The 14,542-nt window shown below is 53.2% G+C and carries 13 protein-coding genes and 5 tRNA genes; 10 read left to right on the forward strand and 8 right to left on the reverse strand.

All coding sequences use genetic code 11. The annotated features are described in order from the left end of the window. The first annotated feature begins 4 nt into the window (after positions 1-4). The 8 genes from cpoB to pnuC all read left to right on the forward strand — a co-directional run bounded on the left by cpoB (position 5) and on the right by pnuC (position 3,899). Positions 5-784, forward strand: a complete 780-nt coding sequence (gene cpoB, locus INT84_RS02460; RefSeq protein ID WP_194205484.1) for a cell division protein CpoB — start codon at positions 5-7, stop codon at positions 782-784. 174 nt (positions 785-958) lie between these two features. Beyond that, a tRNA-Lys gene (locus tag INT84_RS02465) sits at positions 959-1,034 on the forward strand. A gap of 129 nt (positions 1,035-1,163) precedes the next feature. Continuing rightward, positions 1,164-1,239: transfer RNA gene (locus INT84_RS02470), tRNA-Val, on the forward strand. A gap of 3 nt (positions 1,240-1,242) precedes the next feature. Beyond that, a tRNA-Lys gene (locus INT84_RS02475) sits at positions 1,243-1,318 on the forward strand. Positions 1,319-1,479: 161 nt separating this feature from the next. Beyond that, a tRNA-Lys gene (locus INT84_RS02480) sits at positions 1,480-1,555 on the forward strand. A gap of 133 nt (positions 1,556-1,688) precedes the next feature. After that, a tRNA-Lys gene (locus INT84_RS02485) sits at positions 1,689-1,764 on the forward strand. A 337-nt stretch (positions 1,765-2,101) separates the two neighbouring features. Then, entirely contained in the window at positions 2,102-3,145 is a 1,044-nt protein-coding gene (gene nadA, locus INT84_RS02490) for a quinolinate synthase NadA (protein ID WP_194205485.1), read from the forward strand. Between the two features lie 34 nt (positions 3,146-3,179). Continuing rightward, positions 3,180-3,899 (forward strand): nicotinamide riboside transporter PnuC, encoded by a 720-nt coding sequence (gene pnuC, locus INT84_RS02495; protein WP_176920487.1) that lies wholly within the window; start codon positions 3,180-3,182, stop codon positions 3,897-3,899. Here the strand turns inward: pnuC and zitB are convergent. Both zitB and INT84_RS02505 read right to left on the reverse strand, forming a co-directional pair. Continuing rightward, complete coding sequence (zitB, locus tag INT84_RS02500; protein ID WP_194205486.1) at positions 3,896-4,828, reverse strand: CDF family zinc transporter ZitB; 933 nt, start codon at positions 4,826-4,828, stop codon at positions 3,896-3,898. The two genes, pnuC and zitB, sit on opposite strands and share 4 nt — an antisense overlap. A 118-nt stretch (positions 4,829-4,946) precedes the next feature. Further along, positions 4,947-5,375, reverse strand: coding sequence for a YbgS-like family protein (locus tag INT84_RS02505; protein ID WP_194206098.1), 429 nt, complete (start codon positions 5,373-5,375; stop codon positions 4,947-4,949). A 316-nt stretch (positions 5,376-5,691) separates the two neighbouring features. On the opposite strand from INT84_RS02505, the gene aroG reads away from it, so the two are divergent. Then, on the forward strand, positions 5,692-6,744 hold the full coding sequence (gene aroG, locus INT84_RS02510; protein ID WP_194205487.1) for a 3-deoxy-7-phosphoheptulonate synthase AroG: 1,053 nt from the start codon (positions 5,692-5,694) through the stop codon (positions 6,742-6,744). 82 nt (positions 6,745-6,826) lie between these two features. Here the strand turns inward: aroG and gpmA are convergent, their stop codons facing one another. The 5 genes from gpmA to galE all read right to left on the reverse strand — a co-directional run bounded on the left by gpmA (position 6,827) and on the right by galE (position 12,042). Continuing rightward, positions 6,827-7,579, reverse strand: coding sequence for a 2,3-diphosphoglycerate-dependent phosphoglycerate mutase (gene gpmA / locus INT84_RS02515; RefSeq protein WP_176920490.1), 753 nt, complete (start codon positions 7,577-7,579; stop codon positions 6,827-6,829). A 205-nt stretch (positions 7,580-7,784) separates the two neighbouring features. Then, positions 7,785-8,825: a galactose-1-epimerase gene (galM, locus tag INT84_RS02520; RefSeq protein WP_194205488.1), complete on the reverse strand. Its 1,041-nt coding sequence runs from the start codon at positions 8,823-8,825 to the stop codon at positions 7,785-7,787. Then, positions 8,819-9,967 carry a galactokinase gene (gene galK, locus INT84_RS02525; protein WP_194205489.1) on the reverse strand — a complete coding sequence of 383 codons (1,149 nt, stop codon included), beginning with the start codon at positions 9,965-9,967 and terminating at the stop codon, positions 8,819-8,821. Before galK ends, galM begins: the two co-directional genes overlap by 7 nt. A 2-nt stretch (positions 9,968-9,969) precedes the next feature. After that, positions 9,970-11,016, reverse strand: a complete 1,047-nt coding sequence (galT, locus tag INT84_RS02530) for a galactose-1-phosphate uridylyltransferase (RefSeq protein ID WP_194205490.1) — start codon at positions 11,014-11,016, stop codon at positions 9,970-9,972. A gap of 9 nt (positions 11,017-11,025) precedes the next feature. After that, complete coding sequence (galE, locus tag INT84_RS02535; protein ID WP_194205491.1) at positions 11,026-12,042, reverse strand: UDP-glucose 4-epimerase GalE; 1,017 nt, start codon at positions 12,040-12,042, stop codon at positions 11,026-11,028. A gap of 279 nt (positions 12,043-12,321) precedes the next feature. Between galE and INT84_RS02540 the strand changes: the two genes are divergently transcribed. Then, the gene (locus INT84_RS02540; protein WP_194205492.1) at positions 12,322-13,074 is read left to right on the forward strand and encodes an alpha/beta fold hydrolase; all 753 of its coding nucleotides are present in this window, start codon (positions 12,322-12,324) and stop codon (positions 13,072-13,074) included. On the opposite strand, the gene modF is transcribed toward INT84_RS02540, so the two are convergent. Next, entirely contained in the window at positions 13,071-14,540 is a 1,470-nt protein-coding gene (gene modF / locus INT84_RS02545) for a molybdate ABC transporter ATP-binding protein ModF (protein WP_194205493.1), read from the reverse strand. The genes INT84_RS02540 and modF overlap by 4 nt on opposite strands. Between the last annotated feature and the right edge of the window lie 2 nt (positions 14,541-14,542).

The raw sequence follows: 14,542 nt of genomic DNA on the forward strand, positions 1-14,542 counted from the left end.
TGGCATGAGCAGTAACTTCAGACATCATCTGTTGAGTCTGTCGTTACTGGTTGGAATAGCGGCCCCCTGGGCCGCTTTTGCTCAGGCACCAATCAGTAGTGTCGGCTCCGGCTCGGTCGAAGACCGCGTCACTCAACTTGAGCGTATTTCAAATGCTCACAGCCAGCTTTTAACTCAGCTCCAGCAGCAGCTTACTGATAATCAGTCCGACATCGATACCCTGCGCGGTCAGATTCAGGAAAATCAGTATCAGCTTAACCAGGTGGTTGAGCGACAAAAGCAGATCCTGTTGCAGATGGATAGCCTAAGCAGTGGCGGTGGCTCAGCCGCGCAGCCAGCGACGGGCGATCAGAATGGGGCCGCGTCACCTGACGCTGGTGCTGCCACCTCTGGCGCACCGGTGCAGAGCGGTGATGCGAATACCGATTACAATGCGGCTATCGCGCTGGTGCAGGACAAATCGCGCCAGGACGATGCGCTCACGGCGTTTCAAAACTTCGTCAAGAAGTACCCGGATTCAACTTACCAACCCAATGCTAACTACTGGCTGGGTCAGTTGAATTACAACAAGGGGAAAAAGGATGATGCGGCGTACTATTTTGCCAGCGTGGTAAAAAATTACCCGAAATCACCAAAAGCGGCTGATGCGATGTTCAAGGTCGGGGTCATCATGCAGGATAAAGGCGATACGGCAAAGGCCAAAGCGGTTTATCAGCAGGTGATCAACAAATACCCCGGCACCGATGGTGCCAAACAGGCGCAAAAACGTCTCTCCGGTTTGTAATGATTAGCGCATGACCAGAAAGCGCTCTATTTCTGGTCTTGCCGCATGAATCGTAAGCAGTTAAGTGATCTTCCTCAAAATTTTTGTTGCGCTCAATTCTTAAATCAGTAATATATGCCGCCGTTGCCACGGGATATTAAACAAGCCTGAAGCAGCAAAAAAGCGGTGTAAAGTGGGTCGTTAGCTCAGTTGGTAGAGCAGTTGACTTTTAATCAATTGGTCGCAGGTTCGAATCCTGCACGACCCACCAATTGCTAAGACAGAATGCGAAAGTAAAGCGTGAAGGATAACGTTGCGACAGCAACGGCCCGTAGGGCGAGGCGAAGCCGAGTCATCCTGCACGACCCACCAATCGCTAAGAAGTATCCAGCGCAGTATCGGGTGATTAGCTCAGCTGGGAGAGCACCTCCCTTACAAGGAGGGGGTCGGCGGTTCGATCCCGTCATCACCCACCACTCGGGTCGTTAGCTCAGTTGGTAGAGCAGTTGACTTTTAATCAATTGGTCGCAGGTTCGAATCCTGCACGACCCACCAATCTAATATCAAACTCAGATGTTAGACGTGAAGGATAACGTTGCGTCAGCAACGGCCCGAAGGGCGAGGCGAAGCCGAGTCATCCTGCACGACCCACCAATCTAGCATCAAACTCAGATGTAGACTGGCCCGAGTAAAAATCTTTCAGGCAACACCCAAATGGGTCGTTAGCTCAGTTGGTAGAGCAGTTGACTTTTAATCAATTGGTCGCAGGTTCGAATCCTGCACGACCCACCATCCTTATCGGTGGTTACTGGTAGAGAACGTGAAGGATAACGTTGCGACAGCAACGGCCCGTAGGGCGAGGCGTAGCCGAGTCATCCTGCACGACCCACCATCCTGAATGATTACAGCAGTAAAATCCCCCAAGGGGTCGTTAGCTCAGTTGGTAGAGCAGTTGACTTTTAATCAATTGGTCGCAGGTTCGAATCCTGCACGACCCACCATTCGTTAAGACAGAACGCGAACTAAAACGTGAAGGATAACGTTGCGTCAGCAACGGCCCGAAGGGCGAGGCGAAGCCGAGTCATCCTGCACGACCCACCATCTCAACGCGTTTATCTTGCCTTTACTGTTATCTAAAACCGCTGTAGGTTTATCTTTAAATTCTGTAAATCTTCTTCTCCATTCCACAAAACCATCGACTGTATAAAAATACGTGTTCCCGATGACATTCCCTTTGCTATCGGCTATCTTGTTTAGTATATAAAACGATAATGCCTGCCAGTGCTTTTAGAAGCGAAAAAGGCAGGTTTTACGTTAAGCCCATAAAACGAGAAGCCCATGAGCACCCTTTTTGAACCGCAAAACGCCATTTACCCGTTTCCGCCAAAGCCCGCTCCGCTTAGTGGGGATGAAAAGCACTTTTACCGTGAGAAGATCACGCGCCTGCTAAAAGAGCGCGATGCGGTAATGGTGGCGCACTATTACACCGATCCGGAAATTCAGCAACTGGCGGAGGAGACCGGCGGGTGTATCTCTGATTCTCTTGAGATGGCAAGATTCGGTGCCAGACATCCGGCCTCCACGCTGCTGGTTGCGGGCGTTCGTTTTATGGGCGAAACGGCGAAAATTCTCAGCCCGGAGAAGACCATTCTTATGCCGACGCTTCAGGCAGAGTGCTCACTGGATCTCGGCTGCCCGATTGAGGAATTCAGCGCCTTTTGTGATGCCCATCCGGACCGCACGGTGGTGGTGTATGCCAATACCTCTGCGGCGGTAAAAGCACGAGCTGACTGGGTGGTCACCTCCAGCATTGCTGTCGAATTGATTGAGCACCTTGATAGCTTAGGTGAAAAAATCATCTGGGCTCCGGATCGACATCTGGGCCATTATGTGCAAAAACAAACCGGGGCGGACGTACTGTGCTGGCAGGGTGCGTGCATTGTTCATGACGAATTTAAAACGCAGTCCCTGATTCGTATGAAAGGGCTTTATCCCGATGCTGCCGTGCTGGTACATCCTGAATCGCCGCAGGCCATTGTCGATCTGGCGGATGCCGTAGGATCCACCAGCCAGTTAATCAACGCGGCAAAAACGTTGCCTCACCCGCAGCTTATTGTTGCCACCGATCGCGGGATTTTCTGGAAGATGCAACAGGCGGTACCCGATAAAGTATTGCTCGAAGCGCCGACGGCAGGTGAGGGCGCGACCTGTCGCAGCTGTGCCCATTGTCCGTGGATGGCAATGAACGGCCTGAAGGCCATCGCTGAAGGGCTGGAGACAGGTGGTGTAAGCCACGAAATCCACGTTGACGCGCGGCTGCGAGAAGGTGCCATGATCCCGCTTAACCGTATGCTTGATTTTGCAGCTACACTACGTCCATAACAATATCAACGCGTGACTACGCTCTGGGGAAAAGATGGATTTTTTGAGTACACAAAACATTCTGGTTCATATTCCGTTTGGTACCGGTGGCTACGATCTCTCATGGATTGAGGCGATTGGCACCATTGCGGGACTGCTCTGTATCTGGCTCGCCAGCCTGGAAAAAATTATTAACTACTTTTTCGGTCTGATTAACGTCACGCTGTTTGCGATTATCTTTTTTCAGATCCAGCTTTATGCCAGCCTATTGCTGCAAGTCTTCTTCTTTGCCGCCAACATTTACGGCTGGTACGCCTGGTCGAGGCAGACCAGCCATAACGAGGCTGCGCTGCAAATACGCTGGTTGCCAATGCCAAAAGCGATATTGTGGCTTGCCATCTGCGTGGTCGCCATCGCCTTGATGACCCTCTTTATTAACCCGGTGTTTGCTTTCCTGACGCGGGTGGCAGTGAATATCATGTCGGCGCTGGGGCTGAATGTTGCCATGCCTGAGTTGCAGCCGGATGCGTTCCCCTTCTGGGATTCCTGCATGATGGTATTGTCGATTGTGGCCATGATCCTGATGACGCGAAAGTACGTCGAGAACTGGATCCTGTGGGTGATCATTAACGTGATAAGCGTGGTTATCTTTGCGCTCCAGGGCGTTTATGCGATGTCGCTGGAATATCTTATTCTGACCTTCATCGCCCTGAACGGTACGCGGATGTGGATAAACAGCGCGCGTGAGAGAGGCTCACACGCCCTTTCCCATTAATGGTGATGATGATGAGCATGGCCGGCGTGCACCTCGTTGAGGTGGCATTCCGGCCCGCTGCAAGGCTGATACTCCATCTGCACGGTCGCATGGGCGATCTGATAATGGTGCTCAAGGAAATGATGGATGCGCTCCAGCAGCGCGTCATGATCGTGCGGAGGGATCACCTGAACATGTAACGTCATCAGCGGCTTTTCACCGACCAGCCAGACGTGTACATGGTGAACATCGCGCACTTCCGGGATCTCGCGACGTAACTTCTTCTTTAGCGCCGGAATATCCAGCGTCACCGGTGCGCCTTCAAGTAATTCATTCACGCTTTCTTTAAGCAATCGCCAGGCGCTACGCAACACCAGACACGAGACCAGTACGGAAAGAATCGGGTCGATTGGCATCCATCCTGTCGTCATTATCACGATTGCCGCGGCAATCGCACCCACCGAACCCAGCAGATCGCCGAGGACATGCAGCATGGCGGCGCGCACATTAAGATTTTTATCTTCGCTACCGCGATGCAGGATCCAGAAGGCCAGTATATTTGCCACTAATCCAGCAATGGCAATCACCAGCATGGTGGTGCCCGCAACCGCACGGGGATGATAAAAACGCTGGATGGCTTCCCAGACAATAAGAACGGTGATCGCGACCAGTGCAATGGCATTAACAAACGCAGCGAGGGTCGTCAGGCGCAGCCAGCCAAAGGTGTGACGGGCATTGGGTGGCCGCCGGGAAAATTGTACCGCCAGAAAGGCAAACAGCAGGGCAGCGGCGTCTGTCAACATATGTCCTGCGTCGGCGAGAAGGGCCAGGGAGTGAGCAATCAGCCCACCCACCACCTCAATAACCATAAAGCCAGCGGTAACGCCAAAAGCCAACAGCAGACGCCGGGCGTTGCTGTCTTCGGGCAGATGGGAATGCGAGTGCGCCATAACATTGTCCTGCAACGTTTAGAATTATCTATGCATTACATCATATCGGCATCTCTGGCGATTGTGCATAAAAAAGGAGAGCCGAAGCTCTCCGTTGTCGTGCCGGTATTACGCCGTATTAATGGGTAGTACCGTCAGTTTTGGTGTCGACGTCATTATTCACGCCGTCGCCAGTTTCCACTTTTTTGTTAATATCCGGGCAACGACCATCTTTACACATGGTGTTTTTATGGATGTCTTCTTTGCTCATGCCATCAGCGTCGGTGGTTGAGCTATCCGAATGCAGCATGGTGCCTGTAGAAGTAGTGCCCGTAGAACTGGTACCAGTAGTGCCAGTCGAATTAGTATTAGTGTTACCGGTGTTGATTTTACTGTTATCAACATTATTCGGTGCCACGTTCTCTTTCGCGCCCGGCTCTACCTGACCCGCGTCGGCGGAAGAGTTAGCCGTACCATTATTCGATTGGCTGCTTGCAGCAAAGACTGCGCCGCTGGTCATTGAGAGGGTTGCTGCCAGAAAAATTGTAGCCAGTTTAGTCGTTTTCATCATGCTGCTCCTGTTCTCATCGTTGTGTCGGATAACATCATCCAACAATACCGTTATGAAAATCGTCTGCTCAGTAGTAAAAGATCCTGTGACAAATATTTCCGTCAGCATAGAATCTGGTAATTAAAAACAATCTCAGTAGTTACATTTAAAAAGTGTAGATTAGATCTCGTTCTGCGCTACTTTCTGGTGTTTTTTTCGCTAATTCCAGGAATATTCTGCCCGAACTGTAAAAGCCCGTTTACAGTACCGGGCTGACGATATAGATTGAAGGGATTGCAAACACATTCATAAGTATGGCACGGCTGGAAAGAAGATGAATTATCAGAACGACGATTTACGTATTAAAGAGATTAACGAGTTATTGCCTCCTGTTGCACTGCTGGAAAAATTCCCCGCTACTGAGAACGCAGCCAACACCGTCGCGCACGCCCGCAAAGCGATTCATAAAATCCTCAAGAGTAATGATGACCGCCTGCTGGTGGTGATTGGTCCATGCTCCATTCATGATCCTGCTGCTGCCAAGGAATACGCCTCGCGTCTGCTTACGCTGCGGGAAGAATTGCGCGGTGAACTGGAAATCGTGATGCGCGTTTATTTTGAAAAACCGCGCACCACCGTCGGCTGGAAAGGGCTGATCAACGATCCGCATATGGACAGCAGCTACCAGATCAATGATGGCCTGCGCATCGCCCGTAAGCTGTTGCTGGATATTAACGACAGCGGTCTGCCTGCGGCGGGTGAGTTTCTCGACATGATCACCCCGCAATACCTGGCGGATTTAATGAGCTGGGGCGCAATCGGCGCGCGTACCACAGAATCTCAGGTACACCGTGAACTGGCGTCAGGGCTTTCCTGCCCGGTAGGATTTAAAAATGGTACTGATGGCACCATCAAAGTGGCTATTGATGCCATCAATGCTGCCGGAGCACCGCACTGTTTCCTGTCGGTCACCAAATGGGGCCATTCCGCGATTGTGAACACCAGCGGCAATGCCGACTGCCACATTATCCTGCGCGGCGGCAAAGCGCCGAACTACAGTGCGCAGCACGTAGCGGAAGTGAAAGAGGGATTGATAAAAGCCAGTCTCGCGCCGCAGGTCATGATCGATTTTAGCCACGCTAATTCCAGCAAACAGTTTAAAAAACAGATGGATGTTGGTGCAGATGTTTGTCAGCAGATTGCCAACGGTGAAAAAGCGATTATTGGTGTAATGATTGAAAGTCATCTGGTTGAAGGTAATCAGAACCTTGAGAGTGGTGAACCGCTCGCCTACGGCAAAAGTATTACCGACGCCTGCATTGGCTGGGATGATACCGATACGCTACTGCGCCAGCTGGCGAACGCGGTGAAAGCGCGTCGCGGTTAAGCATAAAAAAGCCGGACGGGATCGTCCGGCTTTACTCTGTTCTTATGCCCGGTTAGCCTGATAATGCTAACCGGGCTTTTTATTACTTCGCTTTGCCCTGATTCGCTACCGCTGCCGCTTTGGCCGCGATCTCGTCAGCATTACCCAGATAGTAATGTTTGATCGGCTTGAAGTTCTCGTCGAATTCATACACCAGCGGTACGCCGGTCGGGATGTTCAGTTCAAGAATTTCGTCTTCGCCCATATTGTCGAGGTATTTGACCAGCGCGCGCAGGGAGTTACCGTGAGCGGCGATGATCACGCGCTCGCCGCTTTTCAGGCGCGGCAGAATGCTTTCATTCCAGTAAGGGATCACGCGATCGATAGTCAGCGCCAGGCTTTCTGTCAGCGGCAGTTCCTGCTCGGTCAGGGAAGCGTAACGCGGATCGTGGCCCGGGAAACGCTCATCTTCTTTGGTCAGTGCAGGCGGGGTCACGGCAAAACCACGACGCCACTGTTTAACCTGCTCGTCACCGTATTTTTCTGCGGTTTCGGCTTTGTTCAGACCCTGTAGCGCACCGTAGTGACGTTCGTTCAGCTTCCAGGATTTCTCCACCGGCAGCCACGCCTGATCCAGACCATCCAGAATGTTCCACAGGGTGTGGATTGCGCGTTTCAGCACGGAGGTGTAAGCAAAATCGAAGCTATAGCCTTCTTCCTTCAGCAGCTTGCCCGCCGCTTTGGCTTCAGATACGCCTTTCTCGGACAGATCAACGTCGTACCAACCGGTAAAGCGGTTTTCGTTGTTCCACTGACTTTCACCGTGACGAACCAGTACCAGCTTAGTTACAGCCATACACTTACTCCTCAAGCTTTATTGAACGATAATAATTCTCATTATATTGCTATGACGCTGTCAGCAGCAATGCTTAACCCTAACCATAGCGAAAATAGCGGGGGAGTGTAAGATGCTTGTGAATTTGTGGTTATGATTTTGTCTTTGAACGGCGTTAATTTCAGCAAAGCGGGTAAAAAAAGCCCTCTTTTCAGAGGGCTCAGGTTCAGGCAGGAATAAACTGATATTCCGTCAGGCTGACGTACTCTTCACCCGGCCGCAAAATACAGTTCGGTTGCGGCCATTCCGGATGGTTTGGCGAGTCGGGTAAAAACTCGCTTTCCAGCGCCAGACCCTGCCAGGCATCATAGGTGCCTGGCTCACGGGATGAGGTGCCTTCGAGGAAGTTGCCAGAATAGAATTGCAGCGCAGGTGCGGAGGTAAACACCGCCATCTGCAATCTTTCATCGTCAGACCACACATGCGCGGCTTCACTTTTCACATCACCTTTTGCCTGAAGCAAAAAGGCGTGATCGTAGCCGTTAACCTTTTTCTGATCGTCATCGCTTAAGAAGTCGTCGGCAATGCGCTTCGGCGAGCGGAAGTCAAAGCTGGTATTCGCTACTTCTTTCAGGCCATGGCGCGGAATACCGCCTTCATCCACCGGCAGATACTGGTCGGCAAGAATTTGCAGCTTGTGGTTGCGCACGTCGGAGCGTTCACCGTTGAGGTTGAAGTAGACGTGGTTGGTCATGTTAACCGGGCAGGGCTGGTCTACCGTGGCGCGATACTCGATGGCGATACGGTTATCGTCGGTTAAGGTATAGCGCGCGGTGGCTTTCAGGTTGCCGGGAAAACCCTGATCGCCGTCAGCGGATTCCAGTGAGAAAATGACCTCGTGATCGCTCAGGCTCTGATAGCTCCAGCGGCGCTTGTCGAAGCCTTCCGGCCCGCCGTGCAGCTGGTTGACGCCCTGGCTGGGTACGACATTGACGACTTCACCATCCAGTTCAAAACGGCTGTCGGCGATGCGGTTAGCGTAGCGACCGACGGAGGCACCGAAAAAAGCCTCATGCTGCGGATACTGTTCCGGACCGGCGCAGCCGAGGATTGCTTCACGCACGCTGCCGTCGGAGAGTGGCACGCGTACAGAAAGCAGCGTTGCGCCCCAGTCCATCAGGGTCACTACCAGCCCTGCATTATTGCGCAGGGTAAGCAAACGAAACGGCAGCCCATCAGGGGCGCTCGCGGGCGTATTTCTTAGCACAGACCTGCTCCTTGTGATGGTTTACAAACGTAGAAGGTTTCTTTAATACCGGTTTTAGCTTCGTACTGTTCGGCGACCGCTTTTTTAACCTCAGAGACTAAATCTTCCGGGATTAGCGCGACGATACAACCGCCGAAGCCGCCGCCGGTCATACGTACGCCGCCTTTGTCGCCAATCACCTCTTTCACAATCTCCACCAGCGTGTCGATCTGCGGCACGGTGATTTCAAAGTCATCGCGCATGGAAGCGTGAGACTCGGCCATCAGTTTGCCCATCCGTTGCAGGTCGCCTTTTTCCAGCGCCTCAGCGGCCTCGACGGTGCGAATGTTTTCCGTCAGTACGTGACGCACGCGTTTAGCAACGACAGGGTCCAGCTCGTTCGCCACCGCGTTAAATTCGTCCAGCTTAACATCGCGCAGTGCAGGCTGCTGGAAGAAACGCGCCCCGGTTTCGCACTGTTCGCGGCGGGTGTTGTATTCACTGCCCACCAGCGTACGTTTGAAGTTACTGTTAATAATAACCACCGCCACGCCTTTTGGCATAGAAACCGCTTTGGTGCCAAGTGAACGACAGTCGAGCAGCAGGGCGTGATCTTTTTTGCCCAGCGCAGAAATCAGCTGATCCATGATGCCGCAGTTACAGCCGACGAACTGGTTTTCCGCTTCCTGACCGTTAAGGGCGATTTGCGCGCCGTCCAGCGGCAGATGATAAAGTTGCTGGAAGACGGTACCGACCGCCACTTCCAGCGAGGCGGAGGAGCTGAGGCCCGCGCCCTGCGGAACGTCGCCGCTGATGACCAAATCCGCGCCGCCAAAACTGGCGTTGCGCTGCTGAAGGTGTTTCACCACGCCGCGGACATAGTTGGACCACTGCTGATTTTCATGCGCCACAATCGGCTCATCCAGCGAAAATTCGTCAATCTGATTATCGTAATCTGCCGCAATCACCCGCACGGTACGATCGGTACGTGCCGCACAGCTGATCACCGTCTGATAATCAATCGCGCAAGGCAGCACAAAGCCATCGTTATAGTCGGTGTGCTCGCCAATCAGGTTTACGCGGCCCGGTGCCTGAATGACGTGGGTAGCAGGGTAGCCGAATTTTTCAGCAAACAGGGACTGTGTTTTTTCTTTCAGACTCATTGTTATTCTCCGGATTCGCGAAAATGGACGTCGCTGACCGCACGCAGGCGTTCGGCGGCTTGTTCTGCGGTAAGATCGCGCTGGGTTTCCGCCAGCATTTCGTAGCCAACCATGAACTTACGCACGGTGGCAGAGCGCAGCAGCGGCGGATAAAAGTGGGCGTGTAACTGCCAGTGTTGATTTTCTTCGCCGTTAAACGGTGCGCCGTGCCAGCCCATTGAGTAGGGGAAAGAGCACTGGAACAGATTGTCGTAGCGGCTGGTGAGTTTCTTCAGCGCCAGCGCCAGATCCTGACGCTGCTCGTCGGTTAAATCAGTGATCCGCAATACATGTGCCTTAGGCAGCAGTAGCGTTTCAAACGGCCATGCGGCCCAGTAGGGCACCACCGCCAGCCAGTGCTCTGTTTCCACTACGGTGCGGCAGCCGTCCGCCAGTTCGCGCTGAACATAGTCGACCAGCATCGGCGAGTGTTGTTCGGCAAAGTAACTTTTTTGCAGGCGATCTTCACGCTCGATTTCATTAGGCAGGAAGCTGTTGGCCCAAACCTGACCGTGCGGGTGCGGGTTGGAGCAGCCCATCGCCGCGCCTTTATTTTCAAACACCTGTACCCAGGGATACTCTTTCCCCAGCTCCGCCGTTTGCTGCTGCCAGGTTTCAACGACTTCCGCCAGCGCGTCGACGGTTAATTCCGGCAGCGTTTTGCTGTGGTCGGGTGAGAAGCAGATCACCCGGCTGGTGCCGCGTGCGCTCTGACAGCGCATCAGCGGATCGTCGCTTTCCGGCGCGTCAGGCGTGTCGGTCATCAGCGCGGCAAAATCGTTAGTAAAAACGTAGGTGCCTTTGTAGTCCGGGTTCTTGTCGCCGGTAACACGGGTATTGCCTGGGCAGAGAAAACAGTCCGGATCGTGCTGAGGCAGTTTTTGCTGCGAAGGCGTTTCCTGCGCCCCTTGCCAGGGGCGCTTCGCACGGTGCGGTGAAACCAGGACCCATTGCCCGGTTAACGGGTTATAGCGGCGATGCGGGTGATCGACCGGGTTAAATTGTGTCATCACTGTTCCTTAGTCTGAATAACCTTGCGGATGGCGAGACTGCCAGTGCCAGGTGTCCTGCGCCATTTGATCAAGGGTGCGGGAAACGCGCCAGTCCAGTTCTTTATCTGCCTTGCTGGCATCAGCCCAGTAAGCCGGAAGATCGCCATCACGACGCGGGGCGAAATGGTAATTGACCGGTTTACCACAGGCTTTGCTGAAGGCGTTGACCACATCCAGCACGCTGCTACCCACGCCTGCGCCCAGGTTGTAGATATGTACGCCAGGTTTATCCGCCAGTTTCTGCATTGCCGCGACGTGGCCATCGGCCAGGTCCATGACGTGAATATAATCGCGTACGCCGGTGCCGTCTTCGGTCGGGTAGTCGTTACCAAAGATGGCCAGCGATTCGCGGCGACCCACGGCAACCTGCGCGATATACGGCATCAGGTTATTCGGGATACCCTGTGGATCTTCGCCCATATCGCCCGACGGATGCGCGCCGACCGGGTTAAAGTAACGCAGCAGGGCGATGCTCCAGTCCGGCTGGGCTTTTTGCAGGTCGGTAAGGATCTGCTCGACCATCAGCTTGCTTTTGCCGTAAGGGCTTTGCGGCGTCCCGGTCGGGAAGCTTTCAACGTAAGGGATTTTTGGCTGGTCGCCATAGACGGTTGCAGAGGAGCTAAAAATGAAGTTTTTAACGTTGGCTGAGCGCATGGCCGAAATCAGACGCAGCGTACCGTTAACGTTGTTATCATAGTACTCCAGCGGCTTAGCCACGGATTCACCGACCGCTTTCAGACCGGCAAAGTGGATCACGGCATCAATATTGTGATCGTGCAAAATTTCCGTCATCAGCGCTTCGTTACGGATATCGCCTTCGACAAAGGTCGGATGTTTGCCGCTAAGACGTTCGATAACCGGCATTACGCTGCGTTTGCTGTTACACAGGTTGTCCAGAATGATGACATCGTGGCCGTTTTGCAGCAGTTGCACACAGGTATGACTCCCAATGTAACCGCTACCACCAGTAACCAGAACTCTCATTTTTCGCTCCATCATGCTTATGATATGTGATTAAGATAGCATAACAAAGATGCGAAAAGTGTGACATGGAATAAGTTTGTGGAATCGCTTACACTAAAATTCAACGCCAGCGTAAAGCGACAAAAGAACCTTAAAATCAAAAAGTTACATAAAGGTATGATAAATCCTAAAATCGCTTTGCGTAATATCGTTGTTTTCACTCACCAATTACCCTTGCCGTCATTAATGAAAACCGTAAATGGGCGGTGTTAAAATGTTTTGAAACAAAAGGAGCAAGAAATGAATACGTTTTACTCGACGGTCGCGGGCGGCAAAGTGCGCTGGCAGGCGCTACCGGGAAAAGGCGATCCGGTCGTATTTATCCATGGACTCGGCTGTGCTTCCTCTTATGAATACCCGCGCATCGTCGCAGATGAACAATTTGGCGGACGAGCGGCAATCCTCATCGATTTACCAGGAAGCGGTTATAGTGAACGGCCGATGGCATTTAGCTACCGTACCAGCGATCAGGCGCGGGCGATAATAGAACTGCTGGGTAACCTTAATTTGCCGCGTTTTTATTTATATGGTCACAGTATGGGCGGCAGTATTGCGATTGAAATCGCCACGCTTATCATCGATCGCGTTCTGGCGCTGGCGGTCTCTGAACCGAACTTTTCGGCTGGCGGCGGGATGTTTAGTCGCCAGATTGTCGCGCAGCCGGAAGAGGCGTTTGTGCGCGATGGCTACGCTGCGCTGTTAGCCGCTGAAACAACGGCCTGGGCAGGATCGCTGCAAAGTAATGCCCCGTGGGCGGTATGGCGCGGAGCAAAGAGTTTAGTCGATGGCATAACACCTTCGTGGCTGACGCTATTTCAGTCATTGCGCTGCCCGCATACCCTTATCGTGGGTGAACTGACGGAGCCTGATACCGATGTGGAAAGGGTACGGGCGTCGGGTATTCCTGTCCTGACGATTGAAAAGGCAGGGCACTCAATGTCATGGGAAAACCCGTCCGCGCTGGCGGATGCGCTCGCCAGCGTATTCCGTTAAAGCGCGTCCAGCGAGTAACGGTAGCTTTCGCCCTCCGGCACAAATGCTAACCGGTGGGTGATGCATTCTGGCGCGTCTTCCGCATGGTGCGAAACGAACAGGAGTTGTGTTTCGCCTTCACCAATCAGAATATCGACAAAGCGGCGAACGAGCTGGCGGTTAAGCGGATCGAGTCCCTGAAGCGGCTCGTCAAGGATCAAGAGCGTCGGATGTTTTACCAGCGCGCGGGCAATCAGCGCCAGCCGCTGTTGTCCCCAGGAAAGACTGTGGAAAGGGGCGTCGGCGGTGCGATTATCCATGCCAAGGATATCCAGCCACTGCTGTACCAGTTTATGCTGCCGGTCGGACACCGCCTGATAAATCCCGATCGAGTCAAAATAGCCGGAGAGGATCACGTTACGCACGGTGGTACTGACGCGGTAATCCAGATGCAGGCTGCTGCTGACGTAGCCGATATGTTTTTTGATGTCCCAGATGGTTTCTCCGCTGCCGCGACGACGACCGAATAGCGTCAAATCGTTGCTGTACCCCTGGGGATGGTCGCCCGTAATCAAACTCAGTAGCGTCGATTTGCCTGCGCCGTTAGGGCCGATGATTTGCCAGTGTTCGCCGGGGTTTACCGTCCAGCTAAGATGATTGAGAATGGGGCGATCGTCATAAGAGACGACGCCATCATTGAGAATAATACGCGGGGCGTTGGCGGCAAGCGTCAGGCGCACCGACGGCTCGTCAGGTTCAGGCAGCATAATACCTTCCAGACGTTCACTGTGCGCCAGCTGACCGATCAGCGCCTGCTGCAATAAGGTCTCTTTTTCGCCCGTGTCGATCAGCGTGCAGTCAGCCAGTACGCCAGCGTGCCGCACGAAAGCGGGGATCTCATCAAAGCGATTGAGGACCAGCACAATCGTATAGCCCTGATCATTAAGCGTCGCCAGCAGCGCAGCCAGCTGTTCACGCGATGCCACGTCCAGCCCGTCAAACGGCTCGTCAAGGATCAGCAAATCCGGCTCGGACATCAGCGCCTGGCAGAGCAGAGTTTTACGGGTTTCCCCGGTAGAAAGGTATTTGAAACGGCGGGTAAGCAGCGATGTGATACCAAACCGGGCGGCAAGCTGTGCACAGCGTTCGGGATTTTTTACCTCATCCTGAATAATGTCTGCCGTCGTGCGCCCGGTATCGTCTTCGCCCGGACTCAGCAGATCGGTATTGTTACGCTGCCATTCATCGCTGACCAGCTTTTGCAGTTGTTCAAAAGAAAGGCGGATTGTGCGCGAAAAACGACTCTCTCGCGTGCCTTTACCCAGTGGCAGTTCGCCAGCGAGTGCCCTGGCGAGGGCCGATTTACCGCTGCCATTCGTGCCGACAAAGGCCCAGCTTTCACCAGTACCTAGCGTCAGTTCAGGAATGGTAAGAACGCGTGTATCGCTCAGATGAAACGTGCCTTGCGAAATATGCAACAATGACATTC

It is taken from the genome of Superficieibacter sp. 1612_C1, from assembly GCF_015234305.1.
Lineage (GTDB): Bacteria > Pseudomonadota > Gammaproteobacteria > Enterobacterales > Enterobacteriaceae > Superficieibacter.